Below are 23,480 nucleotides of genomic sequence, written 5' to 3'. Positions count from 1 at the left end.
GGTGCGAATAGTCTTAACAGTGTGCTATTTTAGCAGTATGAATCAAGTTAAAAAATATAAACGCTGCATGGTATTGGCAGGCGGTGGGTTTCGTTTTGGCATTTATCTGGGAATGTACGCCGCTGCCGTTGAAGCAGGCCGGGCACCCGACATCCTGCTGGCAAGCTGCGGCGGCGCACTCGCGGCCAGCATTATTGCGGGTTTGCCAGACGATGCACAACGCAAGGCCTGGCTCAGTTCCAAAGACATGTACCATTACTGGGGTGGTCTGACATCATCACCCAGGGCAGGCATCGTCCGTACACTGGCCATGGCTGCCAAGCGCGGTTTCATCCGCGATTCAGCCACCGTCATTCCCGATCTGTTCAATGAATACCTGTTTGAAATCCCGCCCAGGCTGCCATTGCCGGAGGTCGCTGCCGGTGAACAGTCTGTCGCTACTGCCATCATTGGTGGCAAGCTGTTGTTTGATGAAAGCGAAGCAGGGCAGCTACGCGGCCAGCGTAAACTGTTTGCCGAAACCGTGTTTTGTGAACCCAGGGCTGCGTCCCTGCTGGCAGGCATGCCGTCTCCACTGGCAGACCCGCGCTGGGGCGAGCATGCCATTTCAGACGAATTGCTATGCGACGTGAATACTCCCACCAGTCTGGCAGCACGTATTTCCATTACCGACATGTTTTATTTCCGCTGCCATGCACATACTGATGGTAATTATTTTGGCGGCGTACTGGATTTATTCCCCATCGAAGTTGCCAGAGCCCTGGCCGACGAAGTGATGATGGAGTTCAAGCAAAGTTTTGATCAGGCCTTTTCCATCCCTGCCTGGCGTACCGTGCTTGGCCTCGACGGCAATGCCCGCCTGCGCTACGTGAATGGCCAGCCAGTCGATGTACGCATCGATACCTCAGATGTGGCAACCGTGCTGGACAAGGAAGCCGTACAAAAGAAACTGGATTGGCTACAAAACCGCATCAGCCTGCAAATACCCAAAGATTACGCCACCTATGTCGCCTATATGGATGCCCAGTGGCAGTATGGCTATACCCGCGGCATGGAAGCGTTTACCCGGCAAACTGCCTATGACGAAGCACATATTCGTAATAGCGACAAGTACAGCCGGGGCTGTGCATGAACATCATGATCGTGGGCGGGACCAGCGGCATCGGTCTGGCCCTCGCACGTTATTATTTGCAGCGTGGTGACAGAGTGGCCGTATGTGGCCGTGACCTGCAACGCTTACCGGCTGATCTGCATGACGCTGTCGGGGCTGTGACCTTTCAGTTCGACATTGCCGACCGCGCTGCTGTGGCACAAGCCATGGATGACTTTGCAGTGCAAGGCCTGGACATATTGATCGTCACGGCCGGCATCTACTTCAACACCCGCAGCCACTTGCTGGACGAAGCCACAAGCCTGCGCATGTTGCAAACGAATGTCAGTGGCCTTAACCATGCGTTTGAGCTGGCTGCGACCAAAATGTTAAAGCAAAAATCTGGTCAACTGGTGGCCATTTCATCCATCGCAGGTTTGCTGCACGATTACCCAGGCGCATCCGTCTATAGCGCCACCAAACGCAGCGTGCTGAGTCTGTGTGACACCTATCGCATGGCGCTGAAACCATTTTCCATTGCTGTGACTGCGATAGTGCCCGGGTATGTGGATACCGCCAAATTGCGGGCCCTGAATGAGGGTGATGCCAGTCATAAGCCGTTTATTATGTCTGAGCAAAAGGCAGTTGGCCTGATTGCGGATGCGATTGCAGGGCGCAAGGACAGGCTGGTGTTTCCATGGCAAATGAAGTGGCTGGTTGGGGTGTTGAATTTATTGCCTAGATGGGTGTTGAGGGTGAGGAAGTAGGGGGGATTGCAGATATTTAGACAGATTGCAGCTTGTTCGGATAAGGGCGGGTTTTCACGATAAGCGGCAATCATCATATCGTCGCTCCAGCGCAGGCTGGAGGCTACCGGGCTGGCGCTCCAGTGGCGTTCGTTTTATGCTGTGTCGTTAATTAAACCGATTGCCCTTCGTGGATTCAAGCCGGGTTTGGGATGATTAATGGCAATCATAGCTTCGTCGCTCCAGCGCAGGCTGGAGCCTAGTGGCGTTCGTTGTATACCTTCGTTGTTAGTTAAGAAGATTGCCCTTCGTAGAACCAGGCCGGGTCTCGGCCCGGCGGCCGAGATACTTTCTTTTGCTTCGCCAAAATAAAGTATCCAAAGAAAAGGCGACCGCAGACTCGCCCTACGGGTGCTTACGCTACGCTTCAGCATAATTTGTGCATCCCAAAAAATGGGAAGATCCGCAACTCGCTTCGCTCAGACATCGGATCTTCTTTTTCCATTTTCTGTGACGCACAAATTACATCGTCCCAAGCGGATTAAGGTCAAAAGCAACGGCGAGGTCAAAAGCAACGGCAAGGTCAAAAGCAACCACGACTTCAAAAACAACTGCAACCCCCACACCTTCGTTAATTAACGGCATTCAAATAAATATGAATGAGGTTGTGTTGACGTTGGTTTTGACTTTGGGGTTGTTTTTGATTTTGGGGTTGTTGTTGAAGTTGTTGCTGTTTTTGACGTCAATCCGCTTGGGACGAAGCCATTTTCTGCACTACACAAATGGGCACTCCCGCAGGGAGCGAGTCTGCGGTCGCTTTTTCTTTGGATACTTGCTTTTGGCGACGCAAAAGAAAGTATCTCGGCCGCCGGGCCGAGACCCGGCTTGCATCCACGAAGGGTAATAGATTTAACCAAAGTACGGCACGCAACGAACGTTGCTGGGCTCCAGCCTTCGCTGGAGCGACGATATGATGATTGCTGTTGATTGACTGAGACCCGGCTTGTGTCCACGAAGGGCAATCGCATTAATTAACGACACGGCATACCACGACAGACACTGGGCTCCAGCCTTCGCTGGAGCGACGATATGATGATTGCTATTGATTGACTGAGACCCGGCTTGTGTCCACGAAGGGCAATCGTTTTACACAAAACACAATATGCCACGACAGACACTAGAGCGTCAGCCCGGCAGTCTCCAGCCTGCGCTGGAGCGACGAAGCTATGATTGCCGCTTATCGAAAGATACCCATCCCCACCCTAACCCTCTCCTTGAAGGGGAGGGAATTTCAATTGGGTCGATAGACAACAAACGCCGCCGGGATCAAACCCGACAGACTCCAGCCTGCGCTGGAGCGACGATATGATCAAAAGAAGCGCATTTCCATCCCAAGCTGTTCATCGCTGCTTGCAAACCGTCAGGATGGAGCAAGCCCACCTCACTCACTCACTCACCTCAACCACCCGCCCATTCAATGGCTGCACCGGACGCGCATTCATTTTGTACAGTTTGTGGAAGGCAGCGATCTGGCTGCTTGAGAGTTCGACAGGTTGTTTCAGCACTTGCCAGCGCACGCCGTCGCTGCATGGTGGTGTTGTCAGCGAGCCTGCGAATTTGTAGTACGCGCGTTTTTCTGGCAGGACGGCTGAAGGGTCGAAGCTGCTTAAAGGAGTGGGTTTGCCTTCGGCAGGCAAGGCTGCAAATACAGAAGCCAGGGCGGCGTTTTCCTTGCCCTTTTTAAACAGCACGGCAACGACAGACAATTTACCGTCTGGCAGTTTGTGAACGAAATGCGCCACCATGGGATAGTTGACGCCATTGATTTTTTCTTCGCTGGGTGTGTGGAAGTGGAATTGCAGCAGGTTGGCTTCTTCATCGCCGGTTTTCAGGCTGTTGCCCACAGGCAAGCTGACCTGGATGGTGTGACCATTGTTGATCACTTCTGCGCTGCTGCTGACGTACTTGAAATCCAGAGGCTGCAGGGTCGCTTTTTTGGTGTTGCTGTCAATGATATTGATAGGGGATTGTTCTTTACTGATTTTGCAGGCACTGTTGGCTGCGTCCAGTTCGGCCCAGTGTGCCGGTGCAGTCTTGCCCTCGTAACTCCAGTGCGGGGTATGTGGCTTGTCGTCGGCCTGTGCGGCGTTGACAGAAAAGACCAAAAGGCCAGCCAATGTTGTATTGATTATTTTATTCATTTTTCTCTCTTTTTTAAAAAATGGATCAATCGGGGGCAAGACTTTATGATATTAATAAATATTTATGAAAATACATTATCAAATAAGTAATAATGTTAAAATTCATTCCATTCACCGGCCGTGTCGCTATGGCTTGATGAAGCCTGTTTGAAAGAGCGCACATTATTGGGCAGGTGTTTCGTCTGGTTGTTGTGGTTAACATGCTTTCTTGCAGTTGAGACGGCGGCCTTATGGCGATGGACTTCCGGAGTCGCGAATGATGTTTCCTGACTGCCCGGCATTTTGAAGACACTGACAACCTCTGCCAGGATATGTGCCTGTTCTTCCAGTGAGGCTGCGGCAGCGGCGGCTTGTTCCACCAGCGCTGCATTCTGCTGTGTCGTCTCATCCATTTGTGTCACTGCCTGGTTGACCTGCTCTATACCGGAGGTTTGCTCCTGACTTGCGAGCGTGATTTCACCCATGATATCGGTGACGTTTTTGATGCTGGATACGACAGATTCCATGGTTGAACCGGCCTGATTGACCAGGCGGGAACCGATGTCAACCTGTTCGACAGAATCATTGATCAAGGTTTTGATTTCCTTGGCTGCTGCGGCTGAGCGCTGTGCCAGTGTGCGTACTTCACTGGCTACCACGGCAAAGCCCCGGCCCTGTTCGCCTGCGCGTGCCGCTTCGACAGCGGCATTTAATGCGAGGATATTGGTCTGGAAGGCAATGCCGTCAATCACACTGATAATATCGACGATCTTTTTCGATGAGGCGTTGATGGACCCCATCGTGTTGACTACTTCTGTGACGACTGCACCACCTTTGACGGCGACTTCAGATGCTGAAATGGCCAGTTGATTGGCTTCCCGGGCATTGGCTGCATTGTGTTTGACTGTGGATGTCAATTCCTCCATGGAAGATGCGGTTTCTTCCAGAGAGCCGGCCTGTTGTTCTGTCCTTGATGAAAGATCCAGATTGCCGGATGCAATTTCGCCAGTGGCTGTTGTGATCGTATCGGTACCGCTACGCACCTTGCCAACAATATTGACAAGGTTGTCGTTCATGTCCTTCAGCGCCTGCATGAGCTGACCTGTCTCATCCGTCGACGTCACCTGGATATCGCTGGTCAAGTCTCCTTTGGCGACGGTCTTTGCCACATTCACGGCAATAGCAATCGGTGCCGTGATGGTGTGTGTACTGAACCAGGCAATGCCGGCACCTGCAACAAAAGCGATGCCGGTGATGATGATCATCATGCTGAATGCGGACTGATAAGCGGCAGCGGCTGCTTGTTCGTCGCTTTGATTTTTCTTTTCCTGGAGATCAATAAATTCCTGAATCGCATCTTGCCATTTGGTATTCACAGGCCCTGCTTCCTTCAACAAAAATAGCGTGGCTTCATCTCTGTTTGTCTTGGCCATGTCGGCAAACTTGTCATTCAGTGTTCTGGCTGCAATCTGGTCTTCCTTGATTTTTGTGATAAAAGCTTTTCCGGCTTCATCAAGTGGCATTTTTTCCAGTGCAGCAAGTGCGGTGTTATAGCGTGCCCGTGCATCATCAATTTTCTTGTGTTCGGTGTTTGCCCTGGCTTCGTCTGAAAGCAGGGCAATCGTGCGGATGACACGCGAGACGATATGTACAGATTTCGACATGTCTTCAAGCACTTCTATTTTCTTTACATTGACAGCCACTACATGGTGCAAAGCTTCATTGGAACGGTTCATTCCGTGTATTCCAAGATACGCGACACCCAGAAGCAATATCAGTACAAGGGCAAAGCCTGCGCCAAGTCGTGTGCCTATGCGTAAATTTGCGAGTTTCATAAATGCTTTCGAAGTTTTTGTTTGCAAAATGTTGTTGCCTGATATGTGCTGCTATTGTTTCTATTACTGCTGGAATACAAAGATGATCGAATGCTGTTTTTTAAAATTGAGTTCAGGCTTGATCAAAATGAAGCGTTCTTACTGCACCTGCAATCGTCTGTAACAATGCCTGGTCATTGACTGGTTTTTGCAATATCGCGACGGCGGAAGACAAGCTGTTGTTCACGTGGGCAGCCGTAATCTGATGTGCTGTCAGAATAATGACGGGGATATCTGGCGCAATAGCTTGAAGTTCATCAAGGACGGCAAAACCTGACATCTCGGGCATATGTAAATCCAGTACGACACAGCAAGGCTGGCGATCTTGCAAGCTTGATAAAAAAGCTTTTCCTGTTTCAAACGCTTGCGCATCCAGCCCGACTGACCGGAACAGGCGCAGCAAGGCACGACGAATGCTTTCTTCATCATCAATGACTGCTATCCATGTCGTATTGTTGCTCATGGGCATGATGATATGACCTGACCGTTTTCAGTGGTATTGGACCTTGGTCGTATATCGTTGGGCGGCAACAAACATGCCGCAGCCCGGAAGTGGCGGTGAAGAGTGCTGGTTGGCACAGAATGGGGATTTATTGGAGAGGTATTGTCCTGCTCATGCGGTAATGCGGTACGGCAGTTCCTGCCTGGTATTTTAGTATTTTGTTACCTTAGCTGAGCGTTGATTTTTTCAGTTTTTCCATCTGGTGAATGAGGGCAGCAAGTGATTTTGCACCCATTTTACTCATGACTCTGGCGCGATGGACTTTAATGGTTTTTTCTGCAATACCCATGTGGTCAGCCACCTGCTTGTTGAGTTTGCCTTCAGAAATCAATAGCAAAACTTCGTGTTCGCGTGGTGTCAGAGAGGCGATGCGGAGAGAAACATCATCGCGTTCGGCACGTACCTGACGTGCCTGCTGGTTGCTGGCAAAAGCTGTCTGGATGGCGGCCAGCAACTTGTCACTGTCAACGGGCTTGGTCAGAAAGTCTTGCGCCCCCATTTTCATGGCCTGTACGCTGCTATCGATGCTGCCATTGCCTGTCAGGAAGATGATTGGCAGATCACTCGACATACTGACCAACTGCTGTTGCAGGTTCATGCCGGTCATGCCGGGCATGGCAAGGTCAAGCACCAGACAGCCTGGTGCGTTGGTATTGCCGCTGTCGAGAAAGTCTTGCGCCGAGTGAAAGCTGGTGACATCCAGTTCTGCCGATATCAGCAGACGGGATAAGGCTTTTAATATGGCATCCTGGTCGTCAACCAGAAAAACACGGGGCTTGGTAGTCATGGCGTATCCTGACGGTCACTGGCCAGCAAACGGAAATGGAAACTGGCACCTGCGGTAGCGTTATTTTCGCACCATATATGGCCGTGGTTGCTTTCTATAATATTCTTGCAAATGGATAAACCCAGGCCCATGCCTTTTTCTTTGGTGGTATAAAAGGCGTCAAACACGGAAAGTATGCTTGTGTCTGCGATGCCTGGCCCCTGATCAATGACACTGAGAGCGACATACCCGTCTTTACGGTCTGTGGTGCGGACGATGATGGTCTTGTCCCGGACATCAAGATCTGACATGGCATCACAGGCATTGATGATCAGGTTGATGAGCACCTGCTGTAATTGCACAGGGTCTGCAACAACTTGTGGCAGCATGCAATTGAATTCGGTGATCAGATTGACGCCACGGTTGATCATGTCGTTGCGTAACAGGCGGCTGACATCCACTGCCAGGGCATTGATGTCTACCGCCTGAGTCTGGGTTTCATTTTTGTTGAACAACTGGCGCAGGCGATGAATGATTTCTCCGGCGCGTTTGTCTTCATCGATGATATCTTTCAAAATTTCGCGCAGTTCATTCAGATCAACATCATCACGCATCAGGAAACGCTGCGCTGCCTGGGCATTGCTCAGTATGGCGGTCAGTGGCTGATTCAATTCATGCGCCAGTGCACCTGATAATTCACCCAGTGTGGCGACGCGCGACAAGTGCGTGACTTCGACCCGTTTCTGTTCAAGTTCTAGTTCGGCCTGCTTGCGCGAGGTAATATCGAGCACCACGCCGCGACTGAATTTTGCATTTTGTTTGTCGTCAAATTCCACTTGCCAGATTGCAGAAATCCAGCGGATTTTGTCATTTTCCAGCCTGATACGAAATTCGGCCTGGTAGCGTGACTGCTTGTGCAGATGAAAGTTGCGCGTCAGTTGCTGCATTGAATTCAGGTCAGCAGGATGTATGCGTTGTAGTACATCGCCGATACCCAGAGACTGGTCCGGCTGAAAACCAAAGATGGCACGCCATTGTGGTGATGCCCATATTTCATCCCGCTTCAGGTCGCGTATCCAGACTCCCAGGTTCGCCGCATCACTTGCCAGTGTCAGGCTTTGCTGTATGTCGCGCAAATCATTTTCGCTGACCTGCAAGCGCTGGTTCAATTGTAATTCATGCTGGCGGCGTTCACGTTCTATGTCCGTGATGTCACGAATGATGGCAATTACGGTATCCGGGTTACTGGGCGCTATCCTCGCTTCGTGGATCAACTCTTTTCCGCTGGTACCGGGCAAGCTGTATTGGATCTCCTGTACTGTGCCGCTGCTGAGCGCGGTGTTGATGGCGCGCATGAAATCGTTGGCGATATGGGCCGGCAAGACATCCGGTAATTTTTGATGCAGAAAGTTTGCGGGCCTGTCGAACATGAGCTCTGGCCCGGGAGCATGAAAATCGAGGTAAGTGCCGTCATGCCCGATGATAAAAATCAGATCGGGTATTGCCTGTAACAAGGCGCTGTTTTTTGCTTCACTGTCCAGCAGGGCTGCTTCGGTCTGCTTGCGTATGCTGATGTCGCGCACAACGCCGATAAAATCAGCCGTGTCATCCGATCTGTCGTGTACCGGTGAAATACTCAGCTCATTCCAGAATGCCTCTCCATTTTTCCGGAAATTCAGGATTTCACCGGTGAAGGCGGTTTGGTTGTCGATGGCGAAGCGAATCGCTGACCTGGTCTTCTGATCTGTTTCTGGTCCTTGCAGGAATTTGCAGGATTGCCCGATTACTTCTGCTTCTGTATAGCCGCTGATCGTTAAAAATGCAGAATTCACAGAGCGGATAATGCTGTTGCTATCGGTGATGATAACGCCTTGCGAAATCGCTTTCAGGGCGTTGGCGCTGACGCGCAATTGTTTCTCCGCCTTTTTATAGGCACTGATGTCCTCGCCCACAGCCTGGAAAGAAATCAGTTCATTATGCGTATTAAAGAATGCCTGGCTTGTCCAGCGATGGTAGATATGGTCGCCATTCGACGCGGGATAGCAGTGTTCATGGGTGGCAAATGGCTGTGTATGCGTGAGTGCTGCCAACTGTGTCTTTACGGTTGTTCCGTTGTCCGGTAGCAAGAAATCAAAGAAATTCTTGCCAAGCAGCTTCGCCCGCGTAGATGCCATGGAATTGACCAATAACTTGTTCACATAGGTCAGGGTGCCATCAGGCAAGAAAGTGCTCACAAACAGGGGCATGTCTTCTGCCAGTGTGCGGTAATGCTTTTCGCTTTCCAGTAATGCGGTCTGGGTGCGCTTCAACACAGTGACATCCGTCGCCAGGGCAAAGAAACCAAGCACCACACCATCTACCTTGTGCGCAATATATTGCGTCCACAGGTGACCAATGTCGCCATTGGCTTTGATTAATGAACGTTCAAATTCCTGGTCCATGCCGTTTAAAACGCCATTTACATAGGCAATGTTCTTTTGAAACAGCTCCGGACCAAACAGGTCTCGCATGCTGACGTTGCGCATTTGATCTATGCTGCGGCCAAACCAGCTCAGATAGGACTGATTGGCAAAGGTGCAATGTAAATCGTTGGTCCAATACCCCAGCATGCCAGGAATATTATTGGCAATGAGCCGGCTCAGTTGCTCTCCTTCGGGCAAGGTCATTCCGGGATTTTGTCGTTTGCTGATGTCCGATAAACAGATGCTGATCCATTGTGTACTGTCTTCGTTATCCAGTCTTTCACAACTGAATTGCAGCAAGAGCGGATAGCGGTCTGCTCTCATGACGCGCAACTCACATTGTTGCGTGTTGCCGGTAAGCATGATCTGTCGGCACACCTGGTCGAAGGTGACAGCGTCTGCGTCAAAGAAATAAGGATAAAGGTTTTGCTGCAACAAAGCCCGGGAGGCAATGCCAAACAGTGCTCCTGCAGCCAGATTGGTCTGCATGACTGTACCGTCTGCTGCAATAGCCAGGTGTGCCTGGGCTGAATGCTGGTAAAAATGCTGATGCAGTGTGTGCCCTTGGTGTCCTGCCAGGGGCCTGGCTTGATCAGTCATTGACGTCATCCCTTTCACTCATCGACTCGCGCGGTGTCAGTATCCTGTATGCGATTTAGTGTACGAACAGGTGCTCTGTTTGTAAATCATAATGCAATACAGTGGGGGATGAAACTTCATTCAGGGGACCGTTCCCTGAATGAAGTCTATAACGCAACAAGAGCGCAACAAGAGCGCAACAAGATGGAATGAGCGGAATGATCCTGTATCATTCTGATTGCTGCTGGGATTACTCCTTCGCTGCTATCCTTTGCAGGCCGCTGGCCTTGATCCTGGCTTCCAGCGCCTTGCCCTTGCGTGCACGGGTACCGATGTGGATGCCCAGGCCGCTGGCACTGAGGCTGACTTCCTGTGGTTTGCCACCACGGCCCAGGCCGATGACGCGTACGCCGCGCTGGCTGATGGCCTGGGCGGCCAGCAGGCTTTCCTTGTCTTCCAGTTGCATCAGGATGACGCCACGACCACCGCTGGACAGTTGTTTGATTTCTGTCAGACCAAATACCAGCAGGCGGCCTTTTTCTGACAGGCAGGCAATCGCGCTGGCGTCACCGGCGACAATGGCCGGTGGCAGTGGCAGGTCACCTTCTTCCAGTGTCATGAAGGCTTTACCGGCTTTCATACGACCCACCATGTCGCCCAGTTTGGCGGTGAAGCCATAGCCGGCGCTGGAGGACAGCAGCAGGCTGATATCAGCACTGCCGGCAAAGTAATGCAGTATCTTCGAGCCGGGTGCCAGGTCAATCAGCGTAGTGACCGGTACACCATCGCCACGGGCACCGGGCAGGGCAGCGACAGGCACGGAATACACACGACCATTGGAACCAAACACCAGCATCTGGTCTACCGTGCGGCATTCAAACGTGCCGTACAGGCTGTCGCCAGCCTTGAAGGTGAACTGGGCATTGTCATGGCCATGGCCGGTACGGGCACGTACCCAGCCTTTTTCAGAGATGACGACAGTCACCGGTTCATCGATCACTTTTTGTTCTACCGATGCCCTGGCGGCTTCTTCGATCACGGTGCGGCGGGCATCACCATATTGCTTGGCATCGGTTTCGATTTCCTTGATGATCATGCGCTTCATCGAGGATGGATTGTCCAGCAGGTCGTGCAAATTCGCTTTCTCTTTACGTAGTTCCGCCAGTTCCTGTTGTATCTTGATGGCTTCCAGTCTGGCCAGTTGGCGCAGGCGGATTTCCAGAATATCCTCAGCCTGACGATCAGATAACTTGAACGCCTGCATTAACGCCGGTTTGGGCTCATCAGATTCACGGATGATGCGTATGACTTTGTCGATATTCAACAGCACCGCTTCACGGCCTTCCAGAATATGGATGCGGTCATCCACCTTCTTCAGACGGAACTGGGTACGGCGGGTGACGGTCGTAAAGCGGAAAGATATCCATTCAGTGATGATGTCGAGCAAACCTTTCTGACGCGGGCGGCCATCGCCACCTATCATCACCAGGTTGATCGAAGCCGATGTTTCCAGCGAGGTATGCGCCAGCAGCATTTGCATGAACTCGGTTTGGTCCTGGTTTTTGGATTTTGGTTCCAGTACCAGGCGTACCGGTGCATCCTTGCCTGATTCATCGCGTACCGTATCCAGTACAGACAGGATGACCTGTTTCAGTGCCTGTTGTTCCGGTGACAGGGCTTTCTTGCCCAGCTTGATTTTTGGATTGGTCAGTTCTTCGATTTCTTCCAGCACTTTTTGTGAAGACGTGCCTGGTGGAAGTTCTGTCACTACGGCCTGCCATTGGCCACGTGCCATTTCTTCTATCTTCCAGCGCGCCCGCACCTTCATGCTGCCACGGCCAGTGGCATACATGTCATTGATGGTGGACTGCGGCGTGATGATTTGTCCGCCACCGGGGAAATCCGGGCCGGGTATATATTCCATCAGCTCGGCATGTTTCATGGCCGGGTTGCGTATCAGGGCCACGGCGGCCTTGGCTACTTCAGTCAGGTTATGCGAAGGGATTTCTGTTGCCATACCAACCGCAATGCCGGATGCGCCATTCAGCAAGACAAAGGGCAGGCGGCTGGGCAGTAGTTTGGGTTCTTCCGTGGTGCCGTCATAGTTGGGCTGGAAATCCACCGTACCCTGGTCGATTTCATCCATCAGCAAGCGCGAGATCGGTGTCAGGCGGGCTTCGGTGTATCGCATGGCCGCTGCACCGTCACCGTCGCGTGAGCCGAAATTGCCCTGGCCGTCGATCAGCGGATAGCGCAGCGAAAAGTCTTGCGCCATACGTACCAGGGCGTCATACACAGACTGGTCACCATGCGGATGCAGCTTACCCAGTACATCACCCACCACAGCGGCGGATTTACGCGGTTTGGCAGCAGAGTTCAGGCCCAGTTCATTCATCGCATACAAAATGCGGCGCTGTACCGGCTTTTGGCCATCGCAGACATCGGGCAGGGCGCGGCCCTTGACGACCGAGATGGCGTAATCCAGATAGGCACGTTCGGCGAAAGTCGCCAGGGTCAGTGCTTCACCATCGCTGGGTGGTGGTGGGGCTTGATCAAATAAATTTGCTTGTTCGCTCATAATTCTTTTTCGTATTTTTGATGCTAGTGTTCGATTCTGTTCGCGGCAGGGTGCTGATTAGATATCGGCTTCAACAGTATTCCCATGCTCTTCCATCCAGGCACGGCGGGCGGCGGCTTCACCTTTGCCCATCAGCATATTGAAACGATCTTCAGAAAATGCCTGATCAAATTCACCCAGCGAGACTGGCAGCAGACGGCGTGTGTCTGGGTTCATGGTGGTTTCCCATAATTGGCCGGCATTCATCTCGCCCAGGCCCTTGAAGCGGGAAATAGCCCATGCGCCATCCTTGACACCATCCTTGCGCAATTTATCTTCTATTGCAGTCAACTCGCCCGCATCCAGGGCATAGATTTTCTGCGCCGGTTTTTTGCCACGCGCAGGTGCATCAACACGGAACAGCGGTGGACGTGCTACGCAGATATGGCCGCGCGCGATCAGTTGCGGGAAATGTTTGAAAAACAGCGTCAGCAACAAAACCTGGATGTGCGAGCCGTCCACGTCCGCATCTGACAGGATGCAGATCTTGCCATAACGCAGATTGCTCATGTCGGCAATTTCATTGAGACCATGTGGATCAACACCAATGGCCACCGAGATATCGTGGATTTCATTGTTGGCAAACAGGCGGTCACGTTCAGATTCCCATGAATTCAATACCTTGCCGCGCAGTGGCAAGATAGCCTGGAATTCTTTATCACGACCCATCTTGGCAGAGCCACCGGCAGAATCACCTTCGACCAGAAACAGTTCATTGCGGGTAAGGTCGCTGGATTCGCAATCCGTCAGCTTGCCTGGCAAGACGGCTACGCCGGAAGATTTTTTCTTTTCGACTTTCTGGGCTGAACGCAGGCGTGACTGGGCTTGTTTGATGACCAGTTCAGCCAGCTTCTTGCCGTATTCAACGTGGGAATTCAGCCACAGTTCCAGCGGTGGTTTGGTGAATGACGATACCAGGCGCACCGCATCGCGTGAATTCAGCCTTTCCTTGATCTGGCCCTGGAACTGTGGGTCCAGTACCTTGGCGGACAAGACAAAAGACACGCGGGCAAACACGTCTTCCGGCAACAGCTTCACACCTTTTGGCAGCAGCGAATGCATTTCGGCAAAGCTCTTGACGGCGCCAAACAAGCCTTCACGCAAACCGGATTCATGCGTACCGCCAGCCGGGGTAGGGATGAGGTTGACGTAGGATTCACGCACGACATTGCCTTCTTCCGTCCAGGCTACTACCCACGATGCACCTTCGCCTTCGGCAAAGCCCTCACTTTCAGAGGTGGCGAACTGCTCACCTTCAAACAGCGGGATCAAAGGTTCGCCATGCGAAGACTGGGCCAGGGCTTCCGTCAGATAGCCGCGCAAGCCCTGGTCATATTGCCAGGTCTGGCTTTCGCCGGTTTTGGCATGGGTCAGGGTGACCTTGACGCCGGGCAGCAGTACTGCCTTGGAACGCAGCAGGCGTTGCAATTCGCCCTGTGGGATATTGGCGCTGTCAAAATACTTGGCATCCGGCCAGATGGTGACGCGGGTACCGCTCTTTTTATCGCCGCGTGCCAGTGGCTGGCTGCGCAGCGGCTCTATCACATCACCATCAGCAAAAGTCAGCTGGTGCAGGCCAGCCTCACGCCAGACCGTGATTTCCAGACGCTTCGACAGCGCATTGGTGACCGACACACCAACGCCATGCAAGCCACCGGAGAATGCATACGCACCGCCAGAACCCTTGTCGAACTTGCCACCGGCATGCAGGCGGGTAAAGACGATTTCTACCGTGGGCACGCCTTCTTCAGGGTGCAGGCCGACCGGGATACCACGGCCATCATCTTCAACGCTGATGCTGCTGTCGGCATTGATGGTGACGAGAATGTGTTTACAATGTCCGCCCAATGCCTCGTCTGAAGCATTGTCGATGACTTCCTGGATGATATGCAGCGGGTTTTCGGTGCGGGTATACATCCCCGGTCTTTGTTTGACCGGTTCCAGGCCTTTGAGTACTCGGATGGATGATTCGCTATAGTCGGACGGAGAAGTATTTTTTTTAGTGGCCATGCGAATGAAAATCTGTTGTTTTGGTTAATCTTGTGATGATATTTTGCAATTTTTTTCTCTGGCTGGCAGAATAAAGCTGTATTCTGGCAGCGTTTTTGCAGCTATTGTAGCTGCAATGATTGTAGCCGCAATAAGTAGGTGGAAAAACGATGTCAACAAAAACTCCAACGATCGCGATCCGACTGCTTGGATTTTCCCCAAAAGAGGAAGAAACCTTTTCAACCGTTCTTGCCGTTCTTCGCGAGAAGGGTTACCGCTATCTGGTCTTAAAAACCGGTAGTCTACAAGATCCGGACCTGCATATTGTCAATGCAGAGGATATTAAAGCATTGGCGACCCTGTCGGACTTAAATCTGGGTGATGCACAGCCAGTGTTGCTTATTGGTAAAACCACCATCAGTTTGCCTTATCCATTCATGCCGCGCCCCATACGCTGGCGCAAATTGTTTGATGTGCTGGATGAACTGGTCGATCGCCGCCAGTTGTTACTGACCACCCTGAGTGCCTATAGCGCTGTCGCCGTTCCAGAACGCCGTCGCCGTGAACGCCTGGACCTGGATCTGACCGACCCCATCGATTACCAGAAGATGCGCCGCCCCACAGTTACCCGTGGTGGCATCATGATCGTCGATAAAGACATGCGTTTCCGCGAATATGTGGCCATGATCATGGACAGATACAATATTTCAGTCACCCTGGCCTGCGACGAACGCAGCGCCCTGATGCTGGACAAGAACAACCGTCATGCAATGACCATGATCAACACCTCTACCCCGGGGCTGGACCCGTATCGCCTGTGTAGCGAGCTGAAAAAGCAAAACACGGACCGCAGGACGACGGTGATTTTTTTGGTGGATAAGACATTTACTTATAAAGTTGCTAATGCGCAACAGGCGGGTTGTGAGGGGTTTTTGACCAAGCCTTTGTCGCGTAAGCAGGTGTTGTCGACGATACAGAAGTTTTTGGAGTTGAGGTAGTTTTGGTCTGTTTCCGGCATTTGTTGCTTTGTCGCTTCGGCGAAGGATGGAGTTTGCAGTGCTAGGTCTAAGTGGCTGTTGCTGTAAGTATCATTCCAATTGAAATTCCCTCCCCTTCAAGGGGAGGGTTAGGGTGGGGATGGGTATCTTTCGATAAGCGGCAATCATAGCTTCGTCGCTCCAGCGCAGGCTGGAGCCCAGCGGCGTTCGTTGTATGCTGTGTCGTTAATTAAACCGATTGCCCTTCGTGGGCACAGGCCGGGTTTTGGGTAATTAACGGCAATCATGGCTTCGTCGCTCCAGCGCAGGCTGGAGCCTAGTGGCGTTCGTTGTATGCTTTCGTCGTTAATTAAACCGATTATCCTTCGTGGACACAGGCCGGGTCTCGGCCCGGCGGCCGAATTCCTTTCTTTGCTTCGCCAAAGAAAGGAATCAAAGAAAGGCGACCGCAGACTTGCCCTTCGGGTGCTTACGCTACGCTTCAGCACAATTTGTGCATCACAAAAAATGGGAAAGCTTCGAAACTCGCCTTCGGCTCAAACACGAAGCTTTCTGATCCATTTTCTGTGACGCACAAATTGCTACGGTGTAGCAGGGAATTCGGAATGCATGCATTCCGCCTGCGCAACAACATCGCCTTGCAAGGCGATGTATCTCCCTTCAGGGACACAGGGCCCAAGCGGATTAGCGTCAAAAGCAACCCCAGCGTCAAAAGCAACCCCAACGTCAAAACCAACCGCAACCCCAACGTTATTACGACCGGAATTTATGTTGCTTTGTTGTGCTCCTGCGCCGCTAAACCTCACTTACTCAACAACCTCATCCCCCGCTCCAGCCCCTCTATCGTCACTGGAAACATGCGGTTACTCATGATCTGCTTGATGACGGAGATCGATTGCCGGTATTGCCACAGGCCTTCAGGTTCAGGATTGAGCCATATATATTTGGGGAAGGCGGATGTGAAGCGTTGTAGCCACGTGGCGCCGGCTTCTTCGTTGTTGTATTCGACGGAACCGCCAGCCTGCAAGATTTCGTACGGGCTCATGGTGGCGTCGCCGACGAAGATGACCTTGGTGTCGGGGGTGTATTTGCGCAAGATATCCCAAGTCGGGAATTTTTCTGCGTGACGGCGGCGGTTGTTTTTCCACAGGTAATCGTAGACGCAGTTGTGGAAATAAAAGAACTCCATGTTCTTGAATTCGGTCTTGGCGGCGGAGAATAATTCTTCAGTCTGGGCGATGTGGTCGTCCATGGTGCCACCTACGTCCAGCAGCATAAGTACTTTGATATTGTTCTTGCGTTCTGGCTGCATCTTGATATCAAGGTAGCCAGCGTTATTTGCGGTGGCCTTGATGGTAGCGTCCAGTGCCAACTCTTCTTCTGCACCCTGACGTGCGAATTTGCGCAGGCGGCGCAGGGCGACCTTGATGTTGCGGGTCCCGAGTTCACGTTCATCGTCATAATCGCGGAAAGAGCGCTCTTCCCATACCTTGACTGCGGTACGGCTGCCGCCTTTGCCGCCTATGCGTATGCCTTCGGGGTTGGTGCCGCCATTGCCAAAGGCCGAGGTACCGCCTGTGCCTATCCACTTGCTGCCACCTTCGTGGCGCTCTTTTTGTTCTTTTAACAGTTCCTGCAATCTGTCCATCAGCTTGTCGTAGCCAAATTTCTCGATGGCGGCTTTTTGCTCATCGGTCAATTCGCGTTCCATGCGCTTTGTCAGCCAGTCCAGCGGAATGTCGGGACGCTTTTCAAAGATGGTGTCTATGCCTTTGAAATACAGGCCAAAGGCTTTGTCGAACTTGTCATAATGCGCCTCATCCTTGACCATGATGGTGCGGGACAAAAAGTAAAAGTCGTCGAGCGACATGCTGACCAGGCCTTTTTCCATGGCTTCCAGCAGCATCAGAAATTCCTTGATGGATACCGGGATCTTGGCGTCTTTCAGGGTAAAGAAAAAATCGATCAGCACTTGTCAGTCTCCATAGGTTCAGCGCTTGTACTTTGCTTCGTACGTACTACGCTTCATATTTGGTATGCATGTATTGCAAATTCTTTTTCACACCCGCCCATTCAGAATTCAGGATGCTGTATACCACCGTATCACGGATGCGGCCATCGGGCAAAATCATGTGATTGCGCAAGACAGCATCACGCTTGGCTCCCAGGCGTTCTATCGCGGCCTGCGAGCGGCGGTTGAACCAGTCAGTGCGGAATTCGACGGCAATACAGCCAAATTCTTCAAAGGCGTGGCCCAGTAACAGCAGCTTGCACTCGGTATTCACCGGGCTGCGCTGCACACGCTGCGCGTACCAGGTGTAGCCAATTTCCAGGCGTTTGTTATTGATGTCCATATTACAGTATCTGGTGGCACCGATAATCTGGCCGCTGGTGTTTTCGCGCACGACAAAGGGCACGGCTTTTTGCTGCTGTTGCATTTCCAGCGCGATATTGAGCCAGTTCTGGGTATTCTCTGGGGCCGGGACCGAGGTAAAAAACAGCTTCCATAATTCGCCGTCGGCAGCGGCGGCCTGGATGTCGGCGATATGATGCTGTTCCAGCGGCTCCAGCGTGACGTGTTTTCCGCGTAAGGTCAGGGGTGTGCAATTCATGGGCGGCTTTCGCATATAAAAAGGGTGGGGCAGGCAAGTCGGCGGTAAAATAGGGCCTTGACTGCTAGTTTTGCATCGTTTCACCTCCTGCGCATAGATACAGTCAGGCATTTATTGAGCATGACAGTTGCGTAAATCTCGCTTTATCGCGACAAATCGGCACGTCTGTTGCAAGATTCAACAGGAATGCTTGCTAACAAAAATAAATCCAGTTATACTGCAAAGCTGTATAGAATTTTTGCGACGTGGCATTTAATCAAATGTTTTGACCTCGTCGCTTTGACCACGTTTAGGAAATCTCATGGCAAATACCGCACAAGCACGCAAACGTGCTCGTCAAGCAGTTAAACTGAATGCACACAACTCCAGCCAGCGCTCCACGCTGCGCACAGCGATCAAAGCTGTTCGTAAAGCAATCGAAGCTGGTGACAAAGCTGCTGCAACTACAATTTTCCAAAGCTCCGTATCGGTTATCGACCGTATCGCTGACAAGAAAATCATTCACAAAAACAAGGCAGCTCGCCATAAGAGCCGCCTGGCATCTGCTTTGAAAGCACTGGCTGCTTAATTTTTAAGCCTGCTTGCAAAGCTTTCGCTTTGGTAGTGCATACTGCCGAGCGTAGCCTGAAGTGAAAAAAAACCGCAATGTATTGCGGTTTTTTGCTTTTTTACTTTGCTATTCTCGTCGTTGTTCCAGGCATTGGCTCTTAAGGTGCATATGTCTGCGCAATAACCATTTTGCTTAAATGCGGACGAAAATCTGGGCGAAAAAAAAGGCAGGGGATAAACCTGCCTTGCTCTTACACCAAAAAGTGTAAAAATTACATAGATGCAGAAGCGGAAGCAGATGCTGCTTTTGCTTTTTTATGTTTTTTCGCTTTTTTAGCTGGTTTGGATGCATCAGTAGATGCAGCCGCTGCGGCAGAAGCTGCAGGAGCAGATGCTTTGGCTGAAGGAGCAGAAGCTTGGGCGAAAGCGGCAGAAGCAAACAGACCTGCGACCAGAGCGGCGATCAATTTTTTCATTTTAATGTCCTTCATCAAGAGTTGGTTGCGGTGATAGATGATCATTGATTCAATTGAATCAAGGTAAATAACGCGACCAGTTGCCCGGGCGTTGACAGGAATTCTAATTAATTTATACGTTTTCGGGAACTTTTTCTGAAATTCCGTGCAAGTTTTATTGAAAGCATAACTTCTACAGCGTATTTGCTAAATACTTACTCGCTAAACTCATTTGCCAAGACTAACTTCCTGCCATTCGCCCGGTAACAAAGGATGGGTTTCCAGTGAATAACCACCGATGCTACTTCTGACCAGGCGCAGGGTGGGCAGGCCGACTGCCGCTGTCATGCGCCTGACCTGGCGATTTTTCCCTTCCGACAAAGTCATGCTCAACCAACTGGTGGGGATACTGGCCCTGTCGCGTACCGGTGGCGTGCGCGGCCATAGCCATTCGGGCGGGTGGATGTGCTTGACAATGCAGGGTTGGGTTACAAAATCACCCAGGTCCAGCGGCTGACGCAGTTTTTCCAGCGCTGTTTTGTCTGGCGTACCTTCCACCTGCACCAGATAGGTCTTGGGTTGTTTGTGATCGGGATGGCTGATGCGGTTTTGCAGTTGACCGTCGTCAGTCAGTAGCAGCAGCCCTTCACTATCGGCATCCAGCCTGCCAGCCGGATAGATATGTGGAATCCTGACGTAATCAGCCAGAGTAGGGCGGGTGGGGTGCGCAGAGAACTGGCACATCACATTAAAAGGTTTATTGAGCAAAATCAGTTTCATGGGGCATTATGGTAACCGTAAAATGCCCACAGCAAAACTGTAAGCCCGATTCTGTCTGATAGGGCCGAATCAGTTATTCCATGATTTGAACAGCGCATTAGTGCGCAGGGGCTGGTAGATACTGTCCCGGATTTCCATGCGTCCCCAGACAGGATTGATAGCAAGAAAAACGCTGAGGTAATCCAGCGCGCGGTCCGTATCCCCCATCGTCATTGCCAGGCGCGCTGCCCGTCGCCAGATACGATCCCAGCCGTGACATCGGTGCAATGCTTCCGAAATCGAGGTACGGGCATCACTGATGGCGCCTTTTCTGACTTGGCGTTCTGCACGCAGGATGGCTTGCAGGGCGTAATGTTGCTCTAACAAACGCCGCAAATCCCTGACCGGCTCTGCGGCACTATCAATACGCAGGTCAATGTCTTGCCAGGCTCCCTCTGGCGTTTTTAATAGCAATGCAGCCGACAGCCTGCCCGTGGTTTGACCGCCTGCCTTCTCCCCGGCTTCCAGGCTGGCCATCAAACGCTCTGCCAGCGTACCAGTGGAAGACAGGAAGACGCGTTTCATGCTGGACAGCACCTGTTCACCTGCGAGACCATTGCCCTGAATCGAAAAACCGTCGCCGTGCTCTGCACCTGCCCATGCGGAACTTAAGGCTTCAGCCCCCGTATACGTTGCCGAGCGCCCTCTGGCATCGACCATGCCAATTTGTCGCGCCGTGATGCCAGAGTTGTCGAAATTATTATCTCCATCCAGCAGTATCCTGATCGCGGCATCTGGTGATTGTCCGGATGCCAGCAACGCCAGTCCCTTGGGGCCATAGGTGGGATTGGTCTCGAATTGGGAAACCAGTGCACCTACATGTGCCTGCGCATACGGAACGCTGGCCCCGACGGCAAGATTATTGGTTGCTACCGCGGCCCCGCAATTGCCATTCCGGTCACAGGCAACGATAGAAAAGGTGGCCGATGCCAGAGAGGGCACAGCCAGCAATACGACGCCAGATAGTCGCAACACATATGCAGCAAGCCTGGCTTTGGCTACCTTGAAGGGCATGGACATATTCCTTGGTTAAGATTGCTTGGGGCGGGCAGTGTGCCGTATGTCAGTTTTTATATCCCGGCACTTGCATCTCAGTTCCCCTCAGTTTCTATATCTCAGTTCAGAGCGTCGGCAGACGGTAAAGTTCAGGTATCGACCTGTCCGCAATAAAGCGCCAATTAGAATTTTCACATAATATTGTTAAAACAACATTTAATTTGGCAAGTGGCATTGAAAAAATGCCCCTGATAATCTTGCTCTGCTTGATTATGAACTTTATGATAAGAATAGTAGAGCGCAGCGATAGATAAATTTATCCCTTATCGGGGTGTTTTATTGAATACAGGCCAACCTTCAGGCCGTGCAACGACTATGATGGAGGTTGCCGGAGGCAGGCTTACAGCATAAATCAGGCATACCCTGATGCCAGCAAAGCTGACAAACTGATGGCATACAGTAAAATAGTAGTGCATAATACGAAATGATGGTCTTGTGTCTTATAGAAGAGTTAATGCAAAAGTCATGCTGCCCTGATCTACCTGATCAGACAAATTGACGGCTGGCAACATATCGGCATGCAAGACAAATGAAGAGAAAAGCGCGACCCGCTTGATCGCCCAACTACGGAGAAAACGATGTATCAACATATTCAAGTACCTGCTGAAGGTAAACAAATTACCGTCAATGCTGATTTTTCACTGAATGTTCCTGACAATCCTATCATCCCTTTCATCGAAGGCGATGGCACTGGTGTTGATATCAGCCCGGTCATGATCAAGGTCGTTGATGCGGCCGTAGCGAAAGCCTATGGCGGCAAACGCAAAATCAGCTGGATGGAAATCTATGCGGGTGAAAAATCCACCAAAGTTTATGGTCCTGACGTCTGGTTGCCAGAAGAAACACTGAAAGTCTTGAAAGACTACGTTGTTTCCATCAAAGGCCCACTGACTACGCCAGTTGGCGGCGGCATCCGTTCCCTGAACGTGGCCCTGCGTCAAGAGCTGGATCTGTACGTCTGCCTGCGCCCAGTGCGTTATTTCAAAGGCGTGCCATCTCCAGTGCGTGAGCCAGAAAAAACAGACATGGTCATCTTCCGTGAAAATTCTGAAGATATCTATGCCGGCATTGAATTCGCTGAAGGTTCTGACCAGGTTAAAAAACTGATCAAGTTCCTGACCGAAGAAATGGGCGTCAAGAAAATCCGTTTCCCAGAAACTTCCGGTATCGGCGTCAAGCCAGTATCCCGCGAAGGTACAGAACGTCTGGTACGCAAAGCGATTCAGTACGCCATCGACAATGACAAGCCATCTGTGACTATCGTCCACAAAGGCAACATCATGAAGTACACCGAAGGTGGCTTCCGTGACTGGGCGTATGCTTTGGCACAAAAAGAATTCGGCGCAGAACTGATCGACGGCGGCCCATGGTGCAAATTCAAGAATCCAAAAACAGGTAAAGAAATCACTGTCAAGGATTCCATCGCTGACGCGTTCCTGCAGCAAATCCTGTTGCGTCCGGCAGAATACAGCGTTATCGCTACACTGAACCTGAACGGCGACTATATCTCTGACGCGCTGGCAGCTCAGGTTGGTGGTATCGGTATTGCTCCAGGTGCCAACCTGTCTGACTCTATCGCGATGTTTGAAGCAACTCACGGTACAGCACCTAAGTATGCCGGTAAAGATTATGTGAACCCAGGTTCCCTGATCCTGTCCGCAGAAATGATGTTGCGCCACATGGGCTGGCTGGAAGCGGCTGACCTGTTGATCAGCTCGACAGAAAAAGCCATCACTGCCAAGAAAGTCACTTACGATTTCGCCCGTCTGATGGAAGGCGCTACCCAAGTGTCTTGCTCCGGTTTCGGCGATGTCATGATCGAAAACATGTAAATTCCAAGACGGTGATATGGCTTGCATCAAGCCGTATTACCTGTAAGGAAAGCAATAAAAAAAGCCCTCTGTCGCGAGACAGGGGGCTTTTTGCTGGCTGCGAGTTTTTAGCATAAAAATAATTCAATCTGATAAAATTATCATGACAAACAAATCTCGAAGTTGATTTTCAGAGCAGGCATAGATTGTTGGATCATGGCTTCGGGACTCCGGCACGACCATAGTGGATACGGGTCTGTGTTTTCATGGCTGTTGATCATCATAATCCGCAATAATGCCACTCGCTTTTCTTGATTGTACTTTCAAGGCAGTGAATCATTTTTTGCATACTTATGACGCCATCTATAATAATTA

18 protein-coding genes are annotated in these 23,480 nt (G+C 51.4%); 5 read left to right on the top strand and 13 right to left on the bottom strand.

All coding sequences use genetic code 11. The annotated features are described in order from the left end of the window. The first annotated feature begins 37 nt into the window (after nucleotides 1-37). Together H8L32_RS15815 and H8L32_RS15810 are read left to right on the top strand one after the other, a co-directional pair. Nucleotides 38-1,132: a patatin-like phospholipase domain-containing protein gene (locus H8L32_RS15815; protein WP_186948231.1), complete on the top strand. Its 1,095-nt coding sequence runs from the start codon at nucleotides 38-40 to the stop codon at nucleotides 1,130-1,132. After that, on the top strand, nucleotides 1,129-1,857 hold the full coding sequence (locus tag H8L32_RS15810) for an SDR family NAD(P)-dependent oxidoreductase (protein ID WP_186948230.1): 729 nt from the start codon (nucleotides 1,129-1,131) through the stop codon (nucleotides 1,855-1,857). The genes H8L32_RS15815 and H8L32_RS15810 overlap by 4 nt, the downstream gene beginning before the upstream one ends. 501 nt (nucleotides 1,858-2,358) lie before the next feature. Here H8L32_RS15810 and H8L32_RS27995 read toward each other — a convergent pair. The 8 genes from H8L32_RS27995 to H8L32_RS15775 all read right to left on the bottom strand — a co-directional run bounded on the left by H8L32_RS27995 (nucleotide 2,359) and on the right by H8L32_RS15775 (nucleotide 14,826). After that, complete coding sequence (locus H8L32_RS27995; RefSeq protein ID WP_268977637.1) at nucleotides 2,359-2,481, bottom strand: hypothetical protein; 123 nt, start codon at nucleotides 2,479-2,481, stop codon at nucleotides 2,359-2,361. Between the two features lie 800 nt (nucleotides 2,482-3,281). Further along, nucleotides 3,282-4,037, bottom strand: coding sequence for a carbonic anhydrase (locus H8L32_RS15805; protein WP_186948229.1), 756 nt, complete (start codon nucleotides 4,035-4,037; stop codon nucleotides 3,282-3,284). Between the two features lie 95 nt (nucleotides 4,038-4,132). Then, nucleotides 4,133-5,851 carry a methyl-accepting chemotaxis protein gene (locus tag H8L32_RS28180; protein ID WP_186948228.1) on the bottom strand — a complete coding sequence of 573 codons (1,719 nt, stop codon included), beginning with the start codon at nucleotides 5,849-5,851 and terminating at the stop codon, nucleotides 4,133-4,135. Nucleotides 5,852-5,963: 112 nt separating this feature from the next. Further along, nucleotides 5,964-6,359 (bottom strand): response regulator transcription factor, encoded by a 396-nt coding sequence (locus tag H8L32_RS15795; protein WP_230412259.1) that lies wholly within the window; start codon nucleotides 6,357-6,359, stop codon nucleotides 5,964-5,966. 199 nt (nucleotides 6,360-6,558) lie between these two features. Beyond that, a complete protein-coding gene (locus H8L32_RS15790; RefSeq protein ID WP_186948227.1) occupies nucleotides 6,559-7,179 on the bottom strand; it encodes a response regulator transcription factor in 621 nt (206 codons plus the stop codon). Continuing rightward, entirely contained in the window at nucleotides 7,176-10,220 is a 3,045-nt protein-coding gene (locus tag H8L32_RS15785; protein ID WP_186948226.1) for a PAS domain-containing sensor histidine kinase, read from the bottom strand. The genes H8L32_RS15790 and H8L32_RS15785 overlap by 4 nt, the downstream gene beginning before the upstream one ends. Before the next feature lie 229 nt (nucleotides 10,221-10,449). Then, nucleotides 10,450-12,777 carry a DNA topoisomerase IV subunit A gene (gene parC, locus H8L32_RS15780; RefSeq protein WP_186948225.1) on the bottom strand — a complete coding sequence of 776 codons (2,328 nt, stop codon included), beginning with the start codon at nucleotides 12,775-12,777 and terminating at the stop codon, nucleotides 10,450-10,452. Nucleotides 12,778-12,834: 57 nt separating this feature from the next. Continuing rightward, the gene (locus tag H8L32_RS15775) at nucleotides 12,835-14,826 is read right to left on the bottom strand and encodes a DNA topoisomerase IV subunit B (protein ID WP_186948224.1); all 1,992 of its coding nucleotides are present in this window, start codon (nucleotides 14,824-14,826) and stop codon (nucleotides 12,835-12,837) included. 149 nt (nucleotides 14,827-14,975) lie between these two features. Here H8L32_RS15775 and H8L32_RS15770 point away from each other — a divergent pair, with 149 nt between their 5' ends. Continuing rightward, a complete protein-coding gene (locus tag H8L32_RS15770) occupies nucleotides 14,976-15,803 on the top strand; it encodes a response regulator (protein ID WP_186948223.1) in 828 nt (275 codons plus the stop codon). An 802-nt stretch (nucleotides 15,804-16,605) separates the two neighbouring features. Here H8L32_RS15770 and H8L32_RS15765 read toward each other — a convergent pair. Continuing rightward, nucleotides 16,606-17,775, bottom strand: coding sequence for a vWA domain-containing protein (locus H8L32_RS15765; RefSeq protein WP_186948222.1), 1,170 nt, complete (start codon nucleotides 17,773-17,775; stop codon nucleotides 16,606-16,608). A 46-nt stretch (nucleotides 17,776-17,821) separates the two neighbouring features. Then, nucleotides 17,822-18,415 carry a GNAT family N-acetyltransferase gene (locus tag H8L32_RS15760; RefSeq protein ID WP_186948221.1) on the bottom strand — a complete coding sequence of 198 codons (594 nt, stop codon included), beginning with the start codon at nucleotides 18,413-18,415 and terminating at the stop codon, nucleotides 17,822-17,824. A gap of 301 nt (nucleotides 18,416-18,716) precedes the next feature. On the opposite strand from H8L32_RS15760, the gene rpsT reads away from it, so the two are divergent. Beyond that, a complete protein-coding gene (rpsT, locus tag H8L32_RS15755; RefSeq protein WP_186948220.1) occupies nucleotides 18,717-18,983 on the top strand; it encodes a 30S ribosomal protein S20 in 267 nt (88 codons plus the stop codon). Nucleotides 18,984-19,236: 253 nt separating this feature from the next. Here the strand turns inward: rpsT and H8L32_RS15750 are convergent, their stop codons facing one another. The 3 genes from H8L32_RS15750 to H8L32_RS15740 all read right to left on the bottom strand — a co-directional run bounded on the left by H8L32_RS15750 (nucleotide 19,237) and on the right by H8L32_RS15740 (nucleotide 21,252). Further along, complete coding sequence (locus tag H8L32_RS15750) at nucleotides 19,237-19,440, bottom strand: hypothetical protein (RefSeq protein ID WP_186948467.1); 204 nt, start codon at nucleotides 19,438-19,440, stop codon at nucleotides 19,237-19,239. 207 nt (nucleotides 19,441-19,647) lie between these two features. Further along, nucleotides 19,648-20,199: a pseudouridine synthase gene (locus H8L32_RS15745; protein ID WP_186948219.1), complete on the bottom strand. Its 552-nt coding sequence runs from the start codon at nucleotides 20,197-20,199 to the stop codon at nucleotides 19,648-19,650. 69 nt (nucleotides 20,200-20,268) lie between these two features. Then, the gene (locus H8L32_RS15740; protein ID WP_186948218.1) at nucleotides 20,269-21,252 is read right to left on the bottom strand and encodes a DUF1028 domain-containing protein; all 984 of its coding nucleotides are present in this window, start codon (nucleotides 21,250-21,252) and stop codon (nucleotides 20,269-20,271) included. A gap of 620 nt (nucleotides 21,253-21,872) precedes the next feature. Here H8L32_RS15740 and icd point away from each other — a divergent pair. Next, on the top strand, nucleotides 21,873-23,126 hold the full coding sequence (gene icd / locus H8L32_RS15735) for an NADP-dependent isocitrate dehydrogenase (protein ID WP_186948217.1): 1,254 nt from the start codon (nucleotides 21,873-21,875) through the stop codon (nucleotides 23,124-23,126). Nucleotides 23,127-23,480 lie beyond the last annotated feature (354 nt).

It is taken from the genome of Undibacterium hunanense, from assembly GCF_014284335.1.
GTDB classification, from domain to species: Bacteria; Pseudomonadota; Gammaproteobacteria; order Burkholderiales; family Burkholderiaceae_D; genus Undibacterium; species Undibacterium hunanense.
This window is presented reverse-complemented; position numbering and strand designations above follow the sequence as displayed.

Excerpts from the sequence above, each read along its gene's own strand:
- H8L32_RS15815 (WP_186948231.1), top strand. The coding sequence starts at position 38 with ATGAATCAAGTTAAAAAATATAAACGCTGCATGGTATTGGCAGGCGGT.
- H8L32_RS15810 (WP_186948230.1), top strand. The coding sequence starts at position 1,129 with ATGAACATCATGATCGTGGGCGGGACCAGCGGCATCGGTCTGGCCCTC.
- H8L32_RS27995 (WP_268977637.1), bottom strand. The coding sequence starts at position 2,481 with ATGCCGTTAATTAACGAAGGTGTGGGGGTTGCAGTTGTTTTTGAAGTC.
- H8L32_RS15805 (WP_186948229.1), bottom strand. The coding sequence starts at position 4,037 with ATGAATAAAATAATCAATACAACATTGGCTGGCCTTTTGGTCTTTTCT.
- H8L32_RS28180 (WP_186948228.1), bottom strand. The coding sequence starts at position 5,851 with ATGAAACTCGCAAATTTACGCATAGGCACACGACTTGGCGCAGGCTTT.
- H8L32_RS15795 (WP_230412259.1), bottom strand. The coding sequence starts at position 6,359 with ATGCCCATGAGCAACAATACGACATGGATAGCAGTCATTGATGATGAA.
- H8L32_RS15790 (WP_186948227.1), bottom strand. The coding sequence starts at position 7,179 with ATGACTACCAAGCCCCGTGTTTTTCTGGTTGACGACCAGGATGCCATA.
- H8L32_RS15785 (WP_186948226.1), bottom strand. The coding sequence starts at position 10,220 with ATGACTGATCAAGCCAGGCCCCTGGCAGGACACCAAGGGCACACACTG.
- parC (WP_186948225.1), bottom strand. The coding sequence starts at position 12,777 with ATGAGCGAACAAGCAAATTTATTTGATCAAGCCCCACCACCACCCAGC.
- H8L32_RS15775 (WP_186948224.1), bottom strand. The coding sequence starts at position 14,826 with ATGGCCACTAAAAAAAATACTTCTCCGTCCGACTATAGCGAATCATCC.
- H8L32_RS15770 (WP_186948223.1), top strand. The coding sequence starts at position 14,976 with ATGTCAACAAAAACTCCAACGATCGCGATCCGACTGCTTGGATTTTCC.
- H8L32_RS15760 (WP_186948221.1), bottom strand. The coding sequence starts at position 18,415 with ATGAATTGCACACCCCTGACCTTACGCGGAAAACACGTCACGCTGGAG.
- rpsT (WP_186948220.1), top strand. The coding sequence starts at position 18,717 with ATGGCAAATACCGCACAAGCACGCAAACGTGCTCGTCAAGCAGTTAAA.
- H8L32_RS15750 (WP_186948467.1), bottom strand. The coding sequence starts at position 19,440 with ATGAAAAAATTGATCGCCGCTCTGGTCGCAGGTCTGTTTGCTTCTGCC.
- H8L32_RS15745 (WP_186948219.1), bottom strand. The coding sequence starts at position 20,199 with ATGAAACTGATTTTGCTCAATAAACCTTTTAATGTGATGTGCCAGTTC.
- H8L32_RS15740 (WP_186948218.1), bottom strand. The coding sequence starts at position 21,252 with ATGCCCTTCAAGGTAGCCAAAGCCAGGCTTGCTGCATATGTGTTGCGA.
- icd (WP_186948217.1), top strand. The coding sequence starts at position 21,873 with ATGTATCAACATATTCAAGTACCTGCTGAAGGTAAACAAATTACCGTC.